At 56.6% G+C, this 21,381-nt stretch carries 19 protein-coding genes; 16 read left to right on the top strand and 3 right to left on the bottom strand.

From position 1 onward, the window contains the following. Positions 1–26: 26 nt before the first annotated feature. The 7 genes from lepA to acpS all read left to right on the top strand — a co-directional run bounded on the left by lepA (position 27) and on the right by acpS (position 6,535). Positions 27–1,826 (top strand): translation elongation factor 4, encoded by a 1,800-nt coding sequence (lepA, locus tag ENTMO_RS0118105; protein ID WP_010434076.1) that lies wholly within the window; start codon positions 27–29, stop codon positions 1,824–1,826. Between the two features lie 16 nt (positions 1,827–1,842). Further along, the gene (lepB, locus tag ENTMO_RS0118100) at positions 1,843–2,817 is read left to right on the top strand and encodes a signal peptidase I (protein WP_010434075.1); all 975 of its coding nucleotides are present in this window, start codon (positions 1,843–1,845) and stop codon (positions 2,815–2,817) included. A gap of 222 nt (positions 2,818–3,039) precedes the next feature. Further along, positions 3,040–3,720 (top strand): ribonuclease III, encoded by a 681-nt coding sequence (rnc, locus tag ENTMO_RS0118095; RefSeq protein WP_010434072.1) that lies wholly within the window; start codon positions 3,040–3,042, stop codon positions 3,718–3,720. Beyond that, complete coding sequence (era, locus tag ENTMO_RS0118090; RefSeq protein WP_010434071.1) at positions 3,717–4,622, top strand: GTPase Era; 906 nt, start codon at positions 3,717–3,719, stop codon at positions 4,620–4,622. The genes rnc and era overlap by 4 nt, the downstream gene beginning before the upstream one ends. Positions 4,623–4,640: 18 nt before the next feature. Next, on the top strand, positions 4,641–5,348 hold the full coding sequence (gene recO, locus ENTMO_RS0118085) for a DNA repair protein RecO (protein ID WP_029485166.1): 708 nt from the start codon (positions 4,641–4,643) through the stop codon (positions 5,346–5,348). 75 nt (positions 5,349–5,423) lie between these two features. Then, positions 5,424–6,155, top strand: coding sequence for a pyridoxine 5'-phosphate synthase (gene pdxJ / locus ENTMO_RS0118080; protein WP_010434066.1), 732 nt, complete (start codon positions 5,424–5,426; stop codon positions 6,153–6,155). Beyond that, on the top strand, positions 6,155–6,535 hold the full coding sequence (gene acpS, locus ENTMO_RS0118075; RefSeq protein WP_010434064.1) for a holo-ACP synthase: 381 nt from the start codon (positions 6,155–6,157) through the stop codon (positions 6,533–6,535). The genes pdxJ and acpS overlap by 1 nt, the downstream gene beginning before the upstream one ends. Here the strand turns inward: acpS and ENTMO_RS0118070 are convergent. After that, entirely contained in the window at positions 6,532–6,792 is a 261-nt protein-coding gene (locus ENTMO_RS0118070; protein WP_010434061.1) for a YfhL family 4Fe-4S dicluster ferredoxin, read from the bottom strand. The two genes, acpS and ENTMO_RS0118070, sit on opposite strands and share 4 nt — an antisense overlap. A gap of 46 nt (positions 6,793–6,838) precedes the next feature. Beyond that, positions 6,839–7,687: a MurR/RpiR family transcriptional regulator gene (locus ENTMO_RS0118065; protein WP_010434058.1), complete on the bottom strand. Its 849-nt coding sequence runs from the start codon at positions 7,685–7,687 to the stop codon at positions 6,839–6,841. Positions 7,688–7,805: 118 nt separating this feature from the next. Between ENTMO_RS0118065 and murQ the strand changes: the two genes are divergently transcribed. The 4 genes from murQ to tadA are packed head-to-tail and all read left to right on the top strand — an operon-like array spanning position 7,806 to position 11,278. Then, positions 7,806–8,699 carry an N-acetylmuramic acid 6-phosphate etherase gene (gene murQ / locus ENTMO_RS0118060; protein ID WP_010434055.1) on the top strand — a complete coding sequence of 298 codons (894 nt, stop codon included), beginning with the start codon at positions 7,806–7,808 and terminating at the stop codon, positions 8,697–8,699. Between the two features lie 11 nt (positions 8,700–8,710). Then, on the top strand, positions 8,711–10,075 hold the full coding sequence (locus ENTMO_RS0118055; RefSeq protein ID WP_010434052.1) for a PTS transporter subunit EIIC: 1,365 nt from the start codon (positions 8,711–8,713) through the stop codon (positions 10,073–10,075). Positions 10,076–10,078: 3 nt separating this feature from the next. After that, complete coding sequence (yfhb, locus tag ENTMO_RS0118050) at positions 10,079–10,714, top strand: phosphatidylglycerophosphatase C (RefSeq protein ID WP_010434049.1); 636 nt, start codon at positions 10,079–10,081, stop codon at positions 10,712–10,714. Between the two features lie 24 nt (positions 10,715–10,738). Continuing rightward, a complete protein-coding gene (gene tadA, locus ENTMO_RS24755) occupies positions 10,739–11,278 on the top strand; it encodes a tRNA adenosine(34) deaminase TadA (RefSeq protein WP_052302295.1) in 540 nt (179 codons plus the stop codon). Here tadA and mltF read toward each other — a convergent pair. Next, positions 11,166–12,716, bottom strand: a complete 1,551-nt coding sequence (mltF, locus tag ENTMO_RS0118040; RefSeq protein ID WP_010434044.1) for a membrane-bound lytic murein transglycosylase MltF — start codon at positions 12,714–12,716, stop codon at positions 11,166–11,168. The two genes, tadA and mltF, sit on opposite strands and share 113 nt — an antisense overlap. Before the next feature lie 267 nt (positions 12,717–12,983). On the opposite strand from mltF, the gene purL reads away from it, so the two are divergent. From purL to glnB, 5 genes are all read left to right on the top strand, one after another. Next, positions 12,984–16,871, top strand: coding sequence for a phosphoribosylformylglycinamidine synthase (gene purL, locus ENTMO_RS0118035; RefSeq protein ID WP_029485164.1), 3,888 nt, complete (start codon positions 12,984–12,986; stop codon positions 16,869–16,871). A 535-nt stretch (positions 16,872–17,406) separates the two neighbouring features. Beyond that, positions 17,407–18,834 carry a two component system sensor histidine kinase QseE/GlrK gene (gene qseE / locus ENTMO_RS0118030; RefSeq protein WP_029485163.1) on the top strand — a complete coding sequence of 476 codons (1,428 nt, stop codon included), beginning with the start codon at positions 17,407–17,409 and terminating at the stop codon, positions 18,832–18,834. Between the two features lies 1 nt (position 18,835). Beyond that, positions 18,836–19,588, top strand: coding sequence for a two-component system QseEF-associated lipoprotein QseG (gene qseG / locus ENTMO_RS0118025; protein WP_029485162.1), 753 nt, complete (start codon positions 18,836–18,838; stop codon positions 19,586–19,588). After that, positions 19,585–20,922, top strand: coding sequence for a two-component system response regulator GlrR (gene glrR, locus ENTMO_RS0118020; RefSeq protein ID WP_010434031.1), 1,338 nt, complete (start codon positions 19,585–19,587; stop codon positions 20,920–20,922). Before qseG ends, glrR begins: the two co-directional genes overlap by 4 nt. Before the next feature lie 65 nt (positions 20,923–20,987). Further along, positions 20,988–21,326, top strand: coding sequence for a nitrogen regulatory protein P-II (gene glnB, locus ENTMO_RS0118015; RefSeq protein WP_003860685.1), 339 nt, complete (start codon positions 20,988–20,990; stop codon positions 21,324–21,326). The last annotated feature ends 55 nt before the right edge of the window (positions 21,327–21,381 follow it).

Genomic DNA, 21,381 nt, shown 5'->3' with positions numbered 1-21,381 from the left:
TTCGTAAGGCATAATTATTTAACTATATGAAGAACATACGTAACTTTTCGATCATTGCTCACATTGACCACGGTAAGTCGACGCTGTCTGACCGTATTATCCAGATTTGCGGTGGCCTGTCTGATCGTGAAATGGCAGCCCAGGTACTGGACTCCATGGACCTGGAACGCGAACGCGGTATCACCATTAAAGCGCAAAGCGTGACGCTCGACTATAAAGCGACCGACGGTGAAACCTACCAACTGAACTTTATCGACACCCCTGGCCACGTTGACTTCTCCTATGAAGTTTCACGCTCGCTGGCGGCCTGTGAAGGCGCGCTGCTGGTGGTCGATGCCGGGCAGGGCGTAGAAGCCCAGACCCTGGCGAACTGCTACACCGCGATGGAAATGGATCTCGAGGTCGTGCCGGTTCTGAACAAAATTGACCTGCCTGCCGCCGATCCTGAGCGCGTCGCGGAAGAGATTGAAGACATCGTCGGCATTGATGCGACCGACGCGGTACGCTGCTCGGCGAAAACCGGCGTCGGTGTTCCCGATGTGCTGGAACGTCTGGTGCGTGATATTCCGCCACCGGAAGGTGACCCGGAAGCGCCGCTGCAGGCGCTGATCATCGACTCCTGGTTCGATAACTACCTTGGCGTTGTTTCGCTGGTACGTATCAAAAACGGCACCATGCGTAAAGGCGACAAAATTAAGGTCATGAGTACCGGCCAGGTCTACAACGCTGACCGTCTGGGTATCTTCACGCCAAAACAGGTTGACCGTACCGAGCTGAAATGCGGCGAGGTAGGTTGGCTGGTCTGCGCAATTAAAGACATCCTCGGTGCTCCGGTGGGCGATACGCTGACGCTGGCGCGTAACCCGGCGGACAAAGCGCTGCCAGGCTTCAAAAAGGTGAAACCGCAGGTTTACGCGGGCCTTTTCCCGGTCAGCTCTGACGACTACGAAAACTTCCGTGATGCGCTCGGTAAGCTGAGCCTGAACGATGCTTCCCTGTTCTACGAACCAGAAAGTTCAACGGCGCTGGGCTTCGGTTTCCGCTGTGGCTTCCTCGGCCTGCTGCACATGGAGATCATTCAGGAACGTCTGGAGCGTGAATACGATCTGGATCTGATCACCACCGCACCGACCGTAGTGTATGAAGTGGAAACGACCTCGAAAGAAGTGATCTACGTCGATAGCCCGTCCAAGCTGCCACCGCTGAACAATATTCACGAGCTGCGTGAGCCTATTGCTGAGTGTCACATGCTGCTGCCGCAGGAGTTCCTGGGCAACGTCATCACGCTGTGTATTGAGAGGCGTGGCGTGCAGACCAACATGGTTTACCACGGTAACCAGGTGGCGCTGACCTACGAAATCCCGATGGCGGAAGTGGTCCTCGACTTCTTCGACCGTCTGAAGTCGACCTCCCGTGGCTATGCGTCACTGGATTACAACTTCAAGCGCTTCCAGGCCTCTAACATGGTGCGTGTGGACGTGCTGATCAACAGCGAGCGCGTCGATGCGCTGGCGCTGATCACCCACAACGACAACGCGCCATACCGTGGTCGTGAACTGGTTGAGAAGATGAAAGAGCTGATCCCGCGTCAGCAATTTGACATCGCGATTCAGGCGGCCATTGGTAACCATATCATCGCCCGTTCTACCGTTAAACAGCTGCGTAAAAACGTCCTGGCGAAATGCTACGGCGGTGACGTCAGCCGTAAGAAAAAGCTGCTGCAGAAGCAGAAAGACGGTAAGAAGCGTATGAAGCAGGTCGGTAACGTTGAGCTGCCGCAGGAAGCATTCCTTGCCATTCTTCATGTTGGTAAAGACGGCAAATAACCCTTAAGGAGTTGGCATGGCGAACATGTTTGCCCTGATCCTGGTCATCGCTACCCTGGTGACAGGTCTGCTGTGGTGTCTGGATAAGTTTATCTTCGCCCCAAAACGCCGTGAACGTCAGGCTGCCGCGCAGGCAGCCACTGGCGATGGGCTTGATGCGAAAACCCTGAAGAAAGTTGGCCCGAAACCGGGCTGGCTGGAAACGGGAGCCTCGGTATTTCCGGTGCTGGCCATTGTGCTGGTGGTGCGTTCGTTCATTTACGAGCCGTTCCAGATCCCATCAGGTTCCATGATGCCAACACTGCTGATTGGCGATTTTATTCTGGTTGAGAAGTTTGCCTACGGCATTAAAGATCCGATCTACCAGAAAACGCTGATCGAAACCGGTCATCCGAAACGTGGCGATATCGTGGTGTTTAAATACCCGGAAGATCCGCGACTGGACTACATCAAGCGCGCGGTGGGTCTGCCGGGTGATAAAGTCACCTACGATCCGGCCACGAAGGAAGTCACCGTTCAGCCGGGCTGCAGTTCCGGTACCGCATGTGAAAACGCGCTGGCCATCACCTACTCAAACGTTGAGCCAAGTGATTTTGTGCAGACCTTTGCCCGTCGTAACGGCGGCGAAGCGACCAGCGGCTTCTTCCAGGTACCGAAAGGCGAGACCAAAGAGAACGGCATCCGCCTGGTTGAGCGTAAAGAGACGCTGGGTGATGTCACCCATCGTATCCTGACGGTTCCAATCGCGCAGGATCAAGTGGGTATGTATTACCAGCAGCCGGGTCAGCAGCTTGCCAGTTGGATCGTACCGCCAGGTCATTACTTCATGATGGGCGATAACCGCGATAACTCTGCCGATAGCCGCTACTGGGGCTTTGTGCCGGAAGCGAATCTGGTGGGTAAAGCGACGGCGATCTGGATGAGTTTTGAGAAGCAGGAAGGCGAATGGCCGACCGGGGTACGCCTGAATCGTATTGGCGGGATCCATTAATTCTCACGAAAAGAGCACGTAGCCGCATTATTTCGCGGCTACGTGAATTATTTCCACGATAAATCTCTTCGAACTAACGACATCCCTTGTCGTTGTGTATAGAATATTCCCCCGAAGTTTAAGGTTGGCCCTGCAAGGGAGCCACGGCACACGAAACCGCGTTGGTTTTCTCAGGTCGGTTTCGTGTGCTGCATTTTTGACGCATTCATTTATTGGTATCGCATGAACCCCATCGTAATTAATCGGCTTCAACGGAAGCTGGGCTACACTTTTCATCATCAGGAGTTGTTGCAACAGGCATTAACCCACCGCAGTGCCAGCAGCAAACATAATGAGCGCCTCGAGTTTTTAGGTGACTCTATTTTAAGTTTCGTGATTGCGAATGCGCTTTATCATCGTTTCCCGCGTGTGGACGAGGGTGATATGAGCCGCATGCGTGCCACGCTGGTTCGGGGTAATACCCTTGCGGAAATCGCGCGTGAATTTGAACTGGGCGAATGTCTGCGTCTTGGACCGGGTGAACTGAAAAGCGGCGGCTTTCGTCGTGAATCTATTCTCGCCGATACGGTCGAAGCATTAATTGGTGGTGTGTTCCTGGACAGCGATATCCAGACCGTAGAAAAGCTGATCCTGAACTGGTATCAGAGCCGTCTGGACGAAATCAGTCCTGGCGATAAACAAAAAGATCCGAAAACGCGTCTGCAGGAATATTTGCAGGGTCGTCATCTGCCGCTGCCATCCTATCTGGTGGTGCAGGTTCGTGGCGAAGCACACGATCAGGAATTTACCATCCATTGCCAGGTCAGTGGCCTGAGTGAACCGGTGGTGGGCACAGGTTCAAGCCGTCGTAAGGCTGAACAGGCTGCCGCCGAACAGGCGTTAAAAATGCTGGAGCTGGAATGAGCGAAGAAAAAACCTATTGCGGATTTATTGCCATCGTCGGACGTCCGAACGTTGGTAAATCCACCCTGCTGAATAATCTGCTTGGGCAGAAGATTTCCAGCACCTCGCGTAAGGCGCAGACCACGCGTCACCGCATCGTCGGCATCCATACTGAAGGCGCGTATCAGGCGATCTACGTCGATACCCCGGGCCTGCACATGGAAGAGAAGCGTGCTATCAACCGCCTGATGAACAAGGCGGCGAGCAGCTCGATTGGCGACGTAGAGCTGGTGATTTTCGTTGTTGAAGGCACCCGCTGGACGCCGGACGACGAGATGGTGCTGAACAAGCTGCGTGACGGCAAAACGCCGGTCATTCTCGCGGTTAACAAAGTTGATAACGTGCAGGAAAAGGCCGACCTGCTGCCGCATCTGCAGTGGCTCGGAAGTCAGATGAACTTCCTCGACATCGTTCCGCTGTCTGCTGAGACCGGCCTGAACGTTGATACCATCGCGGGCATCGTGCGTAAGCATCTGCCGGAAGCGATTCATCACTTCCCGGAAGACTACATCACCGATCGTTCTCAGCGCTTTATGGCGTCTGAAATCATCCGTGAAAAGCTGATGCGTTTCCTGGGCGCTGAACTGCCGTACTCTGTGACGGTGGAGATCGAGCGTTTCCAGACCAACGAGCGCGGTGGCTACGACATCAACGGCCTGATCCTCGTTGAGCGCGAAGGGCAGAAGAAGATGGTGATCGGCAATAAAGGCGCCAAGATAAAAACCATCGGTATCGAAGCCCGTAAGGACATGATGGAGATGTTCGAAGCGCCGGTTCACCTCGAACTGTGGGTGAAAGTGAAATCTGGCTGGGCCGATGATGAGCGTGCTCTGCGCAGCCTCGGTTACGGCGAAGACCAGTAACGCAAGACGACGAGTATAATGGAAGGTTGGCAGCGTGCCTTCGTTCTCCATAGTCGTCCCTGGAGCGAAACCAGCCTTATGCTGGACGTCTTCACGGAAGAGTCGGGCCGCGTGCGCCTTGTTGCGAAAGGCGCACGTTCCAAACGTTCTAACCTGAAAGGTGCCTTACAGCCTTTCACCCCGCTGCTGGTACGCTTTGGCGGGCGAGGGGAAGTCAAAACCCTGCGCAGCGCTGAAGCCGTCTCTCTGGCGCTTCCTCTTTCTGGCATCACGCTCTACAGCGGTCTGTATGTCAACGAACTCATTTCTCGCGTCCTTGAACATGAGACTCGCTTCTCGGAACTTTTCTTCGATTATCTGCACTGTATCCAGGCACTTGCTGGCGCAACCGGCACACCCGAGCCTGCGCTGCGCCGCTTCGAACTGGCGCTGCTGGGCCATCTCGGGTACGGCGTAGATTTTCTGCACTGTGCGGGGAGCGGGGACGAGGTAGAAGACACTATGACCTACCGCTACCGCGAAGAAAAAGGCTTTATCGCCAGTATCGTAATAGACAACAGCACTTTTACCGGGCGCCAGCTCCGGGCGCTGTATGAGCGCGAGTTTCCCGATCAAGACGCCCTGCGCGCAGCAAAACGCTTTGCCCGGATTGCCCTCAAGCCGTATCTTGGCGGCAAGCCCTTAAAGAGCCGCGAATTATTCAGGCAGTTTGTGCCGAAACGTTAACGTTTTACCCCTCACCCCAGCCCTCTCCCGGCGGGAGAGGGGGAAGAGAAATGAACCAAAATACCGAGGATTGTCATGGCTGAATTACTGTTAGGCGTCAACATTGATCATATCGCCACGCTGCGTAATGCGCGCGGCACGGCGTATCCCGATCCGGTTCAGGCGGCGTTTATTGCTGAACAGGCTGGCGCTGACGGCATTACCGTTCACCTGCGTGAAGGCCGCCGCCATATTACTGACCGCGACGTGCGCATTCTGCGCCAGACGCTGGACACCCGTATGAATCTGGAGATGGCGGTCACTGAAGAGATGCTCGCCATTGCCTGCGAGACCCAACCGCATTTCTGCTGCCTGGTGCCGGAAAAACGCCAGGAAGTGACCACCGAAGGCGGTCTGGATGTGGCCGGCCAGCTCGACAAAATGCGCGATGCCTGCAAGCGTCTGGCGGATGCCGGTATCCTGGTTTCTCTGTTTATCGACGCTGATTTCACCCAGATTAAAGCGGCGGCCGACGTGGGCGCACCGTATATCGAAATTCACACCGGCTGCTATGCCGATGCCAAAAACGACGCCGAGCAGGCGAAAGAGCTGGAGCGTATTGCTAAAGCAGCCACGTACGCTTCAAGCCTGGGTCTGAAGGTTAACGCCGGCCACGGCCTGACCTACCACAATGTGAAAGCCATTGCCGCGCTGCCGGAAATGCACGAGCTGAACATCGGCCACGCCATTATTGGCCGTGCGGTGATGAGCGGCCTGAAAGAGGCGGTCTCAGAGATGAAACGCCTGATGCTGGAAGCGCGTCAGTAATGGCCATTCTGGGCTTAGGCACTGATATCGTTGAAATAGCCCGCATTGAAGCGGTGATCGCCCGGAGTGGCGATCGCCTCGCAAGACGCGTGCTGAGCGATAACGAGTGGGCCATCTGGGAAGCGCATCAGCAGCCGGTGCGTTTTCTGGCGAAGCGCTTTGCGGTTAAAGAGGCGGCAGCTAAAGCCTTCGGAACCGGCATTCGCAACGGCCTGGCGTTTAACCAGTGCGAAGTGTTTAACGATGAGCTGGGCAAACCGAGCCTGCGTCTGTGGGGGGAAGCGCAAAAGCTGGCGGAAAAGCTGGGGGTGAATCACATGCACGTGACGCTCGCCGATGAACGCCACTACGCCTGCGCAACGGTGATCATTGAAAGCTAGAGTTTGTCTGCATGATGCATCAGGACAAACTTATCCCATAACTGTTCTTCGTTCTCGACGTGGGCCGGATCCTTCAGGATAGTATTCGGGATCGGGCACACTTTCTGACAGGTCGGCGTTTCATAGTGGCCGATGCATTCCGTGCAGCGGTCGCTGTTAATCTCATAAATGCTGTCGCCCATCGAAATGGCCTGGTTAGGGCATTCGGGCTCGCACATATCGCAATTAATGCATTTTTTGGTAATTAACAGCGCCATCAGGAAATTCTCAGAAACAACACAAACTGGGCGGGCATTATACGCGTCAAACCAGTTTCTTTACCAGTTCTTCGCTGTGACGAATGCGCTCGGGCGCGCGCTCAAGATCCTGCTGCACCAGCGCCATAAACAGCAAATCCGTCAGCATCATTTGAGCACTGGTGGACGAAATAGCCGCGCTGCGCGTGGCCTGCTCCTCGGCAATGGTATATAAACAGCGCGTTGCCCGCTGCTGGAGCGCGTTTGGCGTAAAACCCGTGATCGCCAGAATTTTACCGCCGACGCGCAGCGCTTCATCGGTCGCCATATTGATCTCTCGACGTTCACCGGAATAGGAGATCGCCAGCAGCAAATCGTCAGGATCCATTGCCTGGACGGTGGCGAGCAGGGCGTGCATGTCCTGCTCCACTATCGCGTTGTAACCGATCTTCGTCAGCTTCCAGCCAAAGTTACGCGCCACTAGCCCGGATGCACCTATCCCGGTCAGAATAATGCGCCGTGCCGCGCGCAGCATCGCCACGCTTTCCAGCAGCTTCTCTTCGGTATTCACATCCAGCGTCGCATGCATGGCCGCCACGTTCTCTTTGATCAGCTTTTCGCCCACCAGACGCATCGGGTCATCGCCCCGGATCTGATTATGCACCGGCATCGACTGCGGATTGGGGTTACTCACCAGCGCTTCGCTGATCGCAAGCTTGAGGGCCGGAAAGCCCTTAAACCCAATCTTCTGGGCAAACTTCACCACGCTGGACTGGCTCACACCGGCCTCACTCGCCAGCTGCTGCGAGCTAAGATGGCGCGCGTGGTCGGGTTGAGAAAGTAGAAAATCCGCCAGCTTCTTGTCGCTTTGGGCAAAGCCTGCATAACGCTGGCGAATGCGAATTAAACAGTTCATACGGTCTCCTGGCGAAAATGTGATTATCTGCTCAAATACGAATTTTGCTCGCCTGAATGAATTTTATATTCCACTATAGTGTGATTATTATGAATTAAAAATTCTTGAGGTACAAAAAATGAATCTTGGCTCACTGGTTTCTGAAACGCGTAACCCGCAAACCATGGATCTTGACGCACTCTCCACGCTGGAGCTGGTTAACCGCTTTAATCAACAGGATACGCTGGTCGCGCAGGCAGTGAAAGAGACATTACCTGAGGTGGCGAAAGCGGTTGATGCGGCCGCAACTGCGCTAAAGGCCGGTGGGCGCATTATTTACATGGGCGCGGGCACCAGCGGACGTTTGGGGGTTCTGGATGCCTCCGAATGTCCGCCAACCTTTGGCGTTCCGCACGGCCTGGTGATCGGGCTGATTGCCGGTGGCCCAGGCGCGCTGCTGAAAGCTGTTGAAGGGGCGGAAGACAACAAACAGCTCGGTGAAGATGATCTCAAAGCGCTGAACCTGACCGCGCAGGATCTGGTGGTTGGGCTGGCGGCATCCGGGCGCACGCCGTACGTCATTGGCGGCCTGGAATACGCCAACCAGACAGGCTGCACGACGGTTGCCATCTCCTGTAACCCCGGCTCGCCGATTGCCCAGGTGGCCGCTATCGCCATCTCTCCGGTTGTCGGGCCGGAAGCGCTGACCGGCTCCACGCGCCTGAAATCAGGGACCGCGCAAAAGCTGGTGCTCAATATGATCTCCACCGGCGCGATGGTGAAGTTCGGCAAGGTTTATCAGAACCTGATGGTCGATATGCAGGCCACCAACGTCAAGCTGGTGGACAGAGCCTGCCGTATGGTGATGGAGGCGACAGGTGCAGGCCGTGAAGAGGCAGAAGCGGTCCTGAAACAAACCGATCACGATGTTAAACCGGCCATTCTGATGATCTTAAGCGGGCTGGACGCCACGGCGGCGAGAGCCAAACTCGATGCGCATAACGGGTTCTTACGGGCTGCATTAGAAAACTAACAGAGGCGTGTATGGAAAAGACAGCAGCGCTCGCCAGCGGCATCCTGCAGGGGATCGGCGGAGAAAAGAATATCCAGCGTCTGGAAAACTGCATGACGCGCGTGCGCGTCGAGGTGCATAACGACGACGATCTTGATCTACCGCGCCTGAAGCAACTCCCCGGCGTAAGTGGATACGTCAAACAGGGACAGCAGCACCAGCTCATTGTCGGACCGGGGAAAGCGGCGCAGGTTGTTGATGCCATGCGCGCGCTGATGGTTGGCGGTGAGGCGACGGCCTCATTTGACGATGCCGAAAGCACCAAAGCGCAGGCAAAAGCCAAATACAAGGCGCCGATGAGCGATGCGCTGCGACAGCTGGCAAACGTCTTTATCCCGCTGATCCCGGCGTTTATTGCTTCGGGCCTGATCACCGGGATTATCAATATCCTCAAGCGGCCGGATATCGTCGGGGATTTTGCCACGCAGTATCCAAACCTGCTGGGGATCCTCGGGATCTTCGGCAGCGCAGTTTTCGCCATCATGAACATTCTGGTCGGGGTGAATACCGCGAAGGTGTTTGGCGGATCGCTGGCCATGGGCGGGGTAATGGCGGGCATCTTGTCCAGCCCGCAACTGGCGCAGATCACGCTGTTTGGTGAGGCGCTTCAGCCGGGCCGCGGTGGGGTGATTGCCGTGCTGCTGGTGGTCATCCTGATGTGCTGGATCGAGAAAAGGCTGCGCGCGATCCTGCCTGGTTCGATTGAGCTTATCCTCAACCCGCTGCTGACCACATTAATTACCGGTAGCGTAGCGATTGTGGTCCTTCAGCCGCTAGGTGGCTGGATCTCTGACGCCATCGCCCACGGTGCGTCTCTGGCGATTGACCGCGGCGGCCTGTTAGTGGGGGCGGTGCTGTCGGGAACCTTCCTGCCGCTGGTGCTGACCGGCCTGCATCAGGGGCTGGTGCCGATCCACGTCGAGCTGGTGCAGGCGCACGGCTATAACGCGCTGCTGCCTATCCTGTCGATGGCGGGCGTGGGGCAGGTCGGCGCGGCGATTGCCGTACTGATGAAAACCCGCAACGCGCGACTGAAAAAAGTGATTAAAGGCGCGCTCCCGGTCGGACTGCTCGGCATCGGCGAGCCGCTGATTTTCGGCGTTACGCTGCCGCTGGGGAAACCTTTCCTCGCAGCCTGTCTGGGCGGCGCGGTGGGCGGGGCGCTCATTAGCTACTGGAAAGTGGCGACGGTGATCACCTTTGGACTTTCCGGTTTACCGCTGGCATTAACCATCGTGACCGGAAAAGTGATGCTCTATCTGTTAGGCTATTTAGTAGCGGTAATCGCCGGGTTCCTGTTTACCTGGCTGTTAGGATTCAACGACCCAGAGGAGTAAGGTTTGGCAAATCACGCGCGTCGCGTTGTCTTTTTCGACCTGGATGGAACGCTGCACCAGCAGGATATGTTTGGCACCTTTATGCGCTATCTGCTGCGGCGTCAGCCTCTGAATGTGCTGCTCGTCTTACCGCTCTTACCCGTGATTGGCATCGCGCTGCTGGTTAAAGGCCGTGCAGCGCGCTGGCCGATGAGCCTGCTGCTATGGGGATGCACCTTTGGTCACAGCGAAGCACGGCTTAAACAGCTCGAACAGGATTTTGCGCACTGGTTTCGCGGTCATGTCGCCGCGTTTCCCGTGGTGCAGGCGCGTCTCACCAGCTACCTCGACGCGAACGATGCCGACATCTGGCTGATTACCGGCTCCCCGCAGACGCTGGTGGAGCAGGTCTATTTTGATACGCCATGGCTGCCGCGCGTAAATCTTATCGCCACGCAAATTTCCCGCGCTTACGGCGGCTGGGTGCTGACTATGCGCTGCCTGGGGCACGAGAAAGTGGTTCAGTTGGAGAAGCGTATCGGCACGCCGCTGCGCCTGTACAGCGGCTACAGCGACAGCAAGCAGGACAACCCGCTGCTCTATTTTTGCCAGCACCGCTGGCGCGTCACGCCATCAGGTGAACTTCAGCAACTCGAATAGTCTTCTCTAAAACGGGCGTGTATAATGCCGCCCGCTTTTCGACTGGAGTATCAACCGTTGTCCAACCCTGAACACAATCATGAATACTGGATGCGCCACGCGCTAACGCTGGCTCAACGTGCCTGGGATGAGGGCGAAGTGCCCGTGGGCGCGGTGCTGGTTCATCATAATCAGGTGATTGGCGAAGGGTGGAACCGCCCCATTGGCCGCCACGATCCTACCGCGCACGCCGAAATTATGGCGCTTCGTCAGGGCGGGCTGGTACTGCAAAACTATCGTCTGCGCGATACGACTCTGTACGTCACCCTTGAACCCTGCGTTATGTGTTCCGGCGCGATGGTGCACAGTCGTATCGGTACGCTGGTGTTTGGTGCTCGGGATGAAAAAACAGGCGCGGCCGGTTCGCTAATGGACGTGCTAGGCCATCCGGGGATGAACCACCAGGTGCAGACTATCGGTGGGGTACTTGCACCAGAGTGTTCGGGTCTGCTAAGTGACTTCTTTCGAATGCGCCGGCAGCAGAAAAAGCAACAAAAGGCAGAATTGAAGCAGGTGGACGATTAAGTTCGTCCGGTGCGACCACTGGGTAGCTCTGAGCCAGCTGTTTAGCTTCTGCCGCTTCTTTCTCTTTCTCCAGCAGATACCCCACCAGGCTTATCTGATACTTACGAATATTTTCCACGTAAGCGTAGGCTTCATGCCCGCGCGCATACCCGTAGGTTAGCTTGTTGTACCACGGTTTCTGGCTCAGCAGCGGCAGACGCTGTTTTACATCAGACCAGCTGTCCGGGTTACCTTTGGTTTTTGCCGTCAGCGCGCGCGCGTCCAGCATGTGCGCATAACCCATGTTGTAGGCGGCCAGTGCAAACCAAATCCGCTCTTCTTCCGGCACGGTCTCCGGTACTTTGGCCATCATATCCTGTAAATACTGTGCGCCGCCGCTGATGCTTTGCTCCGCATCGGTACGGTCATTGACGCCCAGACTCAGCGCGGTATTTTTCGTCAGCATCATGAGACCACGCACGCCGGTCGGAGAGGTAGCCTGAGTATCCCAGTGGGATTCCTGATACGAAATCGCCGCCAGCAGCTTCCAGTCAATCTCCTGGGCGTATTTTTCGAACAACGGCTGCAGGTCCGGCAGGACGCTATCAACTGCGCGCAAGAAGCTGCGGGTGTCGACGTAATCGAAGTCATCACCATGGCCGAGGTATTTTTCTTCCAGGCGCGCCAGCGTACCGTCTTCATTGATGGCGTTATAGAAATCGAGCATGGCCGCAGAGAGGGTCTGATCGTTATCCAGTTGGGTAAACCAGGTCACCGGCTGTTCGTCAGTCACATGCAGCGCCACGGCGATTTCAGGGTGCACGCGCTGGAACAGGCTGATGGCCACCGAATCGGCAATGGTGTAGGGCAGCTTTTTGTCTTTAACCTGATCGAGCAGTTCTGTCGTGCCCAGTTTTGGGTCAATCGTCCAGCTCAGGTCAGGATACTTTTTCTCTTTGAGAGCACGCAGGTCGTCAATCACGACATGGCCGGGGGCAATCGTCAGCTGTTGCTCGTTAATGGTGGCGAGCGAGCGCGGGCGCACGCTTCCCACGCGGTAAACCAGCTGCTGGGAGACAGAGTAGTAGGTCGGGCCTGGCTGGTAGTTCTTGCTGCGCTCGCTGTTGTACACCAGCCCGGCTGCAAGGATATCGGCGTCGTCGTTATCCAGGTCATCGAACAATTGGCTGATGTTCTGACGCACGGTAATTTTGAGCTTAACACCCAGATAGTCGGCAAACTGCTGGGCCAGTTCATAATCCAGACCAATGGTTTTGCCGTTGATGTCGCCGTAAATCAGCGGAGAGGAGAGGGTACTGACGCGCAATTCCCCCCGCTCCTGAATGGCGGCGATACGGTTTTCGGCTTTACCGAACCAGGGGATAGAAGGCCAGAGGGCCACTGCCAGCAGCAACGTAACAATGCCGATGAGCAGATAATTAATCTTTAATTTTTTCAATTAGTTAATTCTCTGCGACGCCGGTTGCCTCAGTATGCTGTAGCCATGTTAAGAATAAGGTTTGCCATTGAATGAGCGGCATTTTGCGCAAAGTTACGCCACTTGGCAACAAATTAGAGAGACAGGTCACACCTATTGTTAAACCGCTGTGCAAATTTTATTTCGACGCAAACGGTTTCGTCGGCGCTCAGGATTCTCTATAATGACGCCCGTTTTCCCCCCTTGCGCACACTGTAAGCGCCCCGGCGCTTCGAAGACGAGAGACTTATGATGGAAATTCTGCGTGGTTCGCCTGCACTGTCTGCCTTCCGTATTACCAAACTGCTGGCACGTTTTCAGGCGGCCGACCTTCCGGTAAGCAATATTTACGCTGAGTATGTCCATTTTGCTGACCTGAATGCCCCCCTGAATGCAGAGGAGCGCGTACAGCTGGAACGCCTGCTCAAGTATGGTCCAAGCCTGAGCAGCCATACGCCAACCGGCAAACTGATCCTTGCGACGCCGCGTCCGGGCACCATCTCCCCCTGGTCTTCCAAAGCCACCGACATCGCCCACAACTGTGGTCTGAGCCAGATTAACCGTCTGGAACGCGGCGTGGCGTACTATGTTGAAGCCTCCACCCTGAGCGACGCGCAGTGGCAGGCGGTTGCGGCTGAGCTGCACGACCGCATGATGGAGAGCGTATTTGCCTCTCTCGACGACGCGCAGAAGCTGTTCTCACACCATCAGCCTGCGCCGGTACAGAGCGTAGACCTGCTGGGGCAGGGCCGTCAGGCGCTGATTGACGCCAACCTGCGTCTCGGCCTGGCGCTGGCAGAAGACGAAATTGATTACCTGCAGGACGCGTTCGTTAAGCTCAACCGCAACCCGAACGACATCGAACTCTACATGTTCGCGCAGGCCAACTCTGAGCACTGCCGACATAAGATTTTCAACGCCGACTGGATTATTGACGGCGAACAGCAGCCGAAGTCGCTGTTCAAAATGATCAAAAACACCATGGAACAAACCCCTGACCATGTGCTGTCTGCCTATAAAGACAACGCCGCGGTGATGGAAGGTTCCGAGGTGGGCCGCTTCTTCGCCGATCGCGAAGCAGGGCGCTATGACTTCCATCAGGAGCCCGCGCATATCCTGATGAAAGTGGAAACCCACAACCACCCGACGGCGATCTCCCCGTGGCCGGGTGCGGCGACGGGCTCCGGCGGTGAAATCCGTGACGAAGGCGCGACCGGTCGTGGCGCTAAGCCTAAAGCGGGTCTGGTCGGTTTCTCCGTCTCAAACCTGCGTATCCCGGGCTTTGAACAGCCGTGGGAAGAAGATTTCGGCAAGCCAGAGCGCATTGTCACCGCGCTGGATATCATGACCGACGGCCCGCTGGGCGGCGCGGCGTTTAACAACGAGTTTGGTCGTCCGGCGCTGAACGGTTACTTCCGTACCTATGAAGAGAAAGTGGACAGCCACAACGGCGAAGAGCTGCGCGGTTACCACAAACCGATCATGCTGGCGGGCGGGATCGGTAACATTCGTGCCGATCACGTGCAGAAAGGCGAAATCGTTGTCGGCGCGAAGCTGATTGTACTCGGTGGTCCGGCGATGAACATCGGTCTGGGCGGCGGGGCAGCGTCTTCTATGGCTTCCGGCCAGTCTGATGCGGACCTCGATTTTGCTTCCGTGCAGCGTGACAACCCGGAAATGGAGCGTCGCTGCCAGGAAGTGATCGACCGCTGCTGGCAGCTGGGCGACGCCAACCCGATTCTGTTCATCCACGACGTAGGTGCGGGCGGTCTGTCCAACGCCATGCCGGAGCTGGTGAGCGACGGTGGCCGCGGTGGCCGTTTTAACCTGCGCGATATCCTGAGCGATGAGCCGGGCATGAGCCCGCTGGAGATCTGGTGTAACGAATCCCAGGGGCGCTACGTGCTGGCGGTTGCCGCGGATCAGCTGCCGCTGTTTGACGAGCTGTGCCGCCGCGAGCGTGCGCCGTATGCGGTCATCGGTGAAGCGACCGAGGAGCAGCACCTTTCCTTAAGCGACACCCACTTTGACAACCAGCCGATCGATCTGCCGCTGGACGTCCTGCTCGGTAAAACGCCGAAGATGACCCGCGACGTGACAACCCGCAAAGCGGCGGGCAAAGCGCTGGATCGCCAGGGCATCACCGTGGCAGAAGCGGTTAACCGCGTGCTGCACCTGCCTGCCGTGGCGGAGAAAACGTTCCTGGTGACCATCGGCGACCGTACCGTGACCGGTATGGTATCGCGCGACCAGATGGTTGGCCCGTGGCAGATCCCGGTGGCGAACTGCGCGGTGACTACCGCGAGCCTCGACAGCTACTACGGCGAAGCGATGGCCCTGGGCGAACGCACCCCGGTGGCGCTGCTGGACTTCGCCGCCTCCGCCCGTCTGGCGGTCGGTGAAGCGCTGACCAACATCGCCGCGACGCAGATCGGCGACATCAAACGTATCAAACTCTCCGCAAACTGGATGGCCGCAGCCGGTCACCCTGGCGAAGATGCTGGCCTGTATGAAGCCGTGAAAGCGGTGGGCGAGGAGCTGTGTCCTGCCCTCGGCCTGACCATTCCGGTGGGTAAAGACTCCATGTCGATGAAAACCCGCTGGCAGGAAGGCAGCGAGCAGCGCGAGATGACCTCTCCGCTGTCGCTGGTGATCACCGCGTTTGCGCGCGTGGAAGACGTGCGCCACACCGTTACGCCGCAGCTTGCGACCGAAGACAACGCCCTGCTGCTGATTGACCTGGGTAAAGGCCAAAACGCGCTGGGTGCCACCGCGCTGGCACAGGTTTACCGCCAGCTCGGCGACAAGCCAGCCGATGTGCGCGACGTCGCGCAGTTGAAAGGATTCTACGACGCCATCCAGGCGCTAGTGGCGGAGCGTAAGCTGCTGGCCTACCACGACCGTTCCGACGGCGGCCTGCTGGTGACGCTGGCAGAGATGGCCTTCACTGGCCACTGCGGCGTTGAAGCGAACATTGCAACGCTTGGCGAAGACCGTCTGGCGTCGCTGTTCAATGAAGAGCTGGGTGCGGTGATTCAGGTATGCGCCGCAGATCGCGACGCGGTTGAAGCGATTCTGGCGAAGCACGGTCTGGCAGACTGCGTGCACTATCTGGGCAAAGCCGTTCAGGGTGACCGCTTCGTCATTGAAGCAGACGGCCACGCGGTGTTCAGCGAAAGCCGCACCACGCTGCGCATGTGGTGGGCAGAAACCACCTGGCAGATGCAGCGCCTGCGTGATAACCCGGAATGTGCCGATCAGGAGCATAACGCGAAAGCGAATGACCAGGATCCAGGCCTGAACGTGAAGCTCTCCTTTGATATCAACGAAGATATCGCTGCACCGTACATTGCGACAGGCGCGCGTCCAAAGGTAGCCGTGCTGCGCGAGCAGGGCGTTAACTCCCACGTTGAGATGGCGGCTGCCTTCCACCGCGCGGGCTTTGACGCCATCGACGTCCACATGAGCGACCTGCTGGCCGGACGTACCGGTCTGGAAGATTTCCAGGCGCTGGTGGCGTGCGGCGGTTTCTCCTACGGCGACGTGCTGGGCGCGGGCGAAGGTTGGGCGAAGTCCATCCTGTTCAACAGCCGCGTGCGTGACGAGTTCGAAACCTTCTTCCATCGTCCGCAGACCCTGGCGCTGGGCGTGTGTAACGGCTGCCAGATGATGTCTAACCTGCGAGAACTGATCCCGGGAAGCGAAGCCTGGCCGCGCTTTGTGCGTAACCAGTCTGACCGCTTCGAAGCACGCTTCAGCCTGGTGGAAGTGACCCAAAGCCCGTCTCTGCTGCTGCAGGGAATGGTGGGTTCGCAGATGCCAATTGCCGTTTCCCACGGTGAAGGTCAGGTAGAAGTGCGTGATGCTGCGCATCTGGCTCAGCTGGAGAGCAAAGGTCTGGTGGCGCTGCGCTTTGTCGATAACTTCGGCAAGGTGACAGAAACCTACCCGGCTAACCCGAACGGCTCCGCCAACGGTATTACGGCAGTCACCAGTGAAAACGGTCGTGCGGCCATCATGATGCCGCACCCGGAGCGCGTGTTCCGCACCGTGAGCAACTCCTGGCACCCGGAAAACTGGGGCGAGGACAGCCCGTGGATGCGTATCTTCCGCAACGCGCGTAAGCAACTGGGTTAAGTTTTAGCACCTTCACCCTTGTAGGCCCGGTACGCGTGAGCGCAACCGGGCTTTTTTATGCGTGTCGCAAAATTGCGACAATCCCGCTCCGTCAATGTCTCCAAAAGGTGACACTTAACTTGTTGATTTATATAAGTACAAAAATCATGGTCTAAAGGTGTTGTTAAATAGCGACACTTAGCCTGGAAATCATTCTGCCAACAAGTAATAGTTTGGATGTATAAAATTCTTTAAATTCATCATGTTAATTTATTGTTTTGCAAACTGGCACGGCTGTTGCATAATATTGATCAGTGGCTCATTCACCTTCTTATGTCAGCCCCTTCGGGACGCGCTACATAAACTTAGAATGACGCACAAAAAGGTGCCTGCCGTCCAACTACTGATCATAGCGATGCTTTATCAGGACAGGGCGAAACGTCGAGTTAGGCACCGCCTCATTCCACAACAAAGCCGGGTTTTTACCCGGCTTTGTTGTATCTGAAGGGCAGACTCAGTTACGCTCTGCGTAAACCCCCATTAAGAGAGTAATGCGTTGAAACGCTGGTCTGTTTTCCCTCGCTCCCTGCGACAGCTCGTCATGATGGCATTCCTGCTGATCCTGCTCCCTTTACTGATACTGGCGTGGCAGGCCTGGCAAAGTCTCAATGCGCTAAGCGCACAGGCGGCATTGACGAATCGCACGACGCTAATTGATGCAAGGCGAAGCGAAGCAATGACTAACGCCGCGCTGGAGATGGAGCGTAGCTATCGCCAGTATTGCGTGCTGGACGATCGCACCCTGGAGCGGGTTTACCAGAATCAACGTAAACGCTACAGCGAAATGCTGGATGCCCACGCGGGCGTGCTGCCGGACGACAAACTCTACCAGGCATTACGTCAGGACCTGAACGATCTGGCTCAGCTACAGTGTAAAAATAGCGGCCCGGATGCCGCCGCCGCCGCGCGGCTGGAAGCTTTTGCTAATGCCAATACGGATATGGTCCAGTCTACACGCACGGTGATCTTCTCTCGCGGGCAGCAGCTGCAGCAGGAAATCGCCGAGCGCGGTCAATTCTTCGGCTGGCAGGCGCTGGTCCTGTTCCTGGTCAGTCTTGCTCTGGTTCTGCTGTTCACCCGCATGATTATCGGTCCGGTGAAGGGCATACAGCGGATGATTAACCGTCTGGGTGAGGGGAAGTCTCTCGGTGATACGGTTGTTTTCACCGGGCCGCGCGAGCTGCGTTCAGTGGGTCAGCGGATCATCTGGCTTTCCGAACGTCTGGCGTGGCTGGAAACGCAGCGTCATCAGTTCCTCCGTCACATTTCCCACGAACTCAAAACGCCTCTCGCCAGCATGCGAGAAGGCACCGAGCTGCTGGCGGACGAAGTGGCCGGCCCGCTGACCTCTGAGCAAAAAGAGATTGTCGAGATCCTCGATGACAGCAGCCGGAATCTGCAAAAGCTGATTGAGCAACTGCTGGACTACAACCGTAAGCTCGCGGACGGGGCAGTGGTACTGGAAACTGTGGAGATTGCACCGATAGTGGATATGGTGATCTCCGCCCATAGCCTGCCAGCAAGAGCTAAAATGATGCATACCCAGGTCGATCTTAGTGAGCCCGCTTGTCTTGCAGAGCCCATGCTGTTTATGAGCGTTCTGGATAATCTTTATTCCAATGCGGTGCACTATGGTACTGAATCCGGTAACATTTATATCCGAAGCTACAGGGCGGGTTCCCGGGTGTTTATCGATGTAGCGAATACGGGCACCCCGATTCCGGATGAAGAAAAAACGATGATTTTTGAACCCTTTTTCCAGGGCAGTCATCAGCGAAAAGGTGCGGTAAAAGGAAGTGGTCTGGGCCTCAGTATTGCCCGCGACGGCATACGACGCATGCACGGCGAACTTAATATCGTCAGTGATGAACGGTCGGATGTGTGCTTTCGTATCGAACTGCCTCTTAAGCCGGAAAATCAATAAAATGAATCTAAGTCTGGTGAGTATGTCACACGTTTTTTTCCGCGCCGCATGCGCGATGTTTTCCCGCAATACTGTACGTCTAAGTCTGCCGTGTTTACTGCTGGCAGGGTGTGTGACCCATGTTCCGAAGAGCGCAATCAGTGAAAAGCCGGAAGAAAAATGGCCTGAAAATCAGCTGGCGGATTTCCTGACCACCCCCTGCGAGGGCATCTGGCACTTATCAGGACATGAAGTTGATACCAACCCGCTGTTTTGGCTGCGTGGCATCGATTGTGCTCAGCGTCTGGAACCCGTAGAGGCACGGGCGCAAGCCACGATGTGGGGCGACAACGCATGGCAGGCGACCTTTAAACGTGCCATTCTGCTAGGCGATGCCAAAATCACGCCCGTGGAGCGTCGCACGAATATCACGCGTCTGGATGCGTTCAGCGCCAACATTCCTGCGCAGGTGCGGCCGATATATCAACTCTGGCGGGACGGCCAGGCATTACAGCTTCAGCTGTCTGAAGAGCGTTCCCGCTATAGCAAATTACAGCAGTCAACGGACGGCGAGCTTGATACGCTTCGCCAGCAGCAGAATTATCTGCGCACCCAGCTTGAGACCACCACGCGCAAGCTTGAAAATCTGACCGATATTGAAAGGCAACTGTCGACGCGTAAACCCGCAGGCAGCTATTTGCCAGATTCGTCGAAAGGAAATTCTGCCGCAGCGCCAGACGGTGACGCGCAGAAAGAAGAGGATGGGAAGCCATGACAAGCCGTAAACCTGCCCATCTCTTACTGGTCGATGACGATCCTGGGCTGTTAAAGCTGCTGGGAATGCGCCTGGTCAGTGAAGGCTACAGCGTTGTGACGGCGGAAAGCGGGCAGGAGGGGCTGAAAGTGCTCAGCCGCGAGAAGATTGATCTGGTGATCAGCGATCTGCGGATGGACGAAATGGATGGCCTGCAGCTTTTTGCAGAGATTCAAAAGCAGCAGCCCGGCATGCCGGTTATCATCTTGACCGCCCACGGCTCGATCCCGGATGCGGTCGCGGCAACCCAGCAAGGGGTGTTCAGCTTCCTCACCAAACCGGTGGACAAAGACGCGCTTTATAAAGCCATCGACAGCGCGCTGGAGCATGCCGCGCCTTCTGGTGATGATGCCTGGCGCGAGTCCATCGTGACGCGAAGCCCTGTCATGCTGCGTCTGCTTGAGCAGGCGCGAATGGTGGCGCAATCTGACGTCAGCGTTTTGATCAACGGCCAGAGCGGTACCGGGAAAGAGATCCTGGCGCAGGCGATCCACAACGCCAGCCCGCGCGCTAAAAATGCCTTTATCGCCATTAACTGCGGCGCGCTGCCGGAACAGCTTCTTGAATCTGAACTCTTTGGTCACGCGCGCGGCGCCTTCACCGGCGCGGTGAGCAGCCGGGAAGGGTTGTTCCAGGCGGCGGAAGGCGGCACGCTGTTCCTCGACGAGATTGGCGATATGCCTGCGCCGTTGCAGGTGAAACTGCTGCGCGTGTTGCAGGAGAGAAAGGTGCGTCCGCTCGGCAGCAACCGCGATATCGACATCAACGTGCGTATTATTTCCGCCACCCACCGGGATCTGCCAAAAGTGATGGCGCGCAATGAGTTTCGTGAAGATCTCTGCTACCGCCTGAACGTGGTGAACCTGAAAATTCCTGCGCTGGCCGAGCGTGCGGAAGATATCCCACTGCTGGCAAACCATCTGCTGCGCCAGTCCGCGGATCGCCATAAACCCTTCGTGCGCGCGTTTTCCACTGATGCCATGAAAAGGCTAATGACCGCCGGGTGGCCTGGCAACGTGCGCCAGTTGGTCAACGTGATTGAGCAGTGCGTGGCGCTGACGTCGTCGCCCGTTATCAGCGACGCGCTGGTGGAGCAGGCGCTGGAAGGAGAAAACACGGCGTTGCCGACTTTTGCCGAAGCGCGTAACCAGTTCGAACTGAACTACCTGCGCAAACTGCTGCAGATTACGAAGGGTAACGTGACCCACGCGGCGCGCATGGCCGGACGCAACCGCACCGAGTTCTACAAGCTGCTGTCGCGCCACGAGCTGGAAGCAAACGATTTTAAAGAGTAATGCCGTATGGTACTGTGAGCAATCGATTACGAGGCAGCTTACAGGCATGAGTTTAAGGACCCACCATGAAAAAGATTGATGCGATTATTAAACCTTTCAAACTGGATGATGTACGTGAAGCGCTGGCGGAAGTTGGCATCACCGGGATGACAGTAACGGAAGTGAAAGGTTTTGGTCGTCAGAAGGGCCACACCGAGCTTTACCGTGGCGCGGAGTACATGGTCGACTTTCTGCCGAAAGTAAAAATTGAAATCGTGGTCAGCGACGATATCGTGGATACCTGTGTGGATACCATCATTCGTACCGCGCAGACGGGCAAAATTGGCGACGGGAAAATCTTCGTCTTTGACGTGGCGCGCGTGATCCGTATCCGTACCGGTGAAGAAGACGACGCTGCGATTTAACAGCGCCAACGGTTTTGTAGGCCGGGTAAGGCGCAGCCGCCACCCGGCGAAAAAA

The sequence above is a fragment of the Enterobacter mori LMG 25706 genome, from assembly GCF_000211415.1.
Classification (GTDB): domain Bacteria; phylum Pseudomonadota; class Gammaproteobacteria; order Enterobacterales; family Enterobacteriaceae; genus Enterobacter; species Enterobacter mori.
Note: the sequence above shows the minus strand (reverse complement) of the source record. Positions and strands in the feature narration are given on the sequence as shown.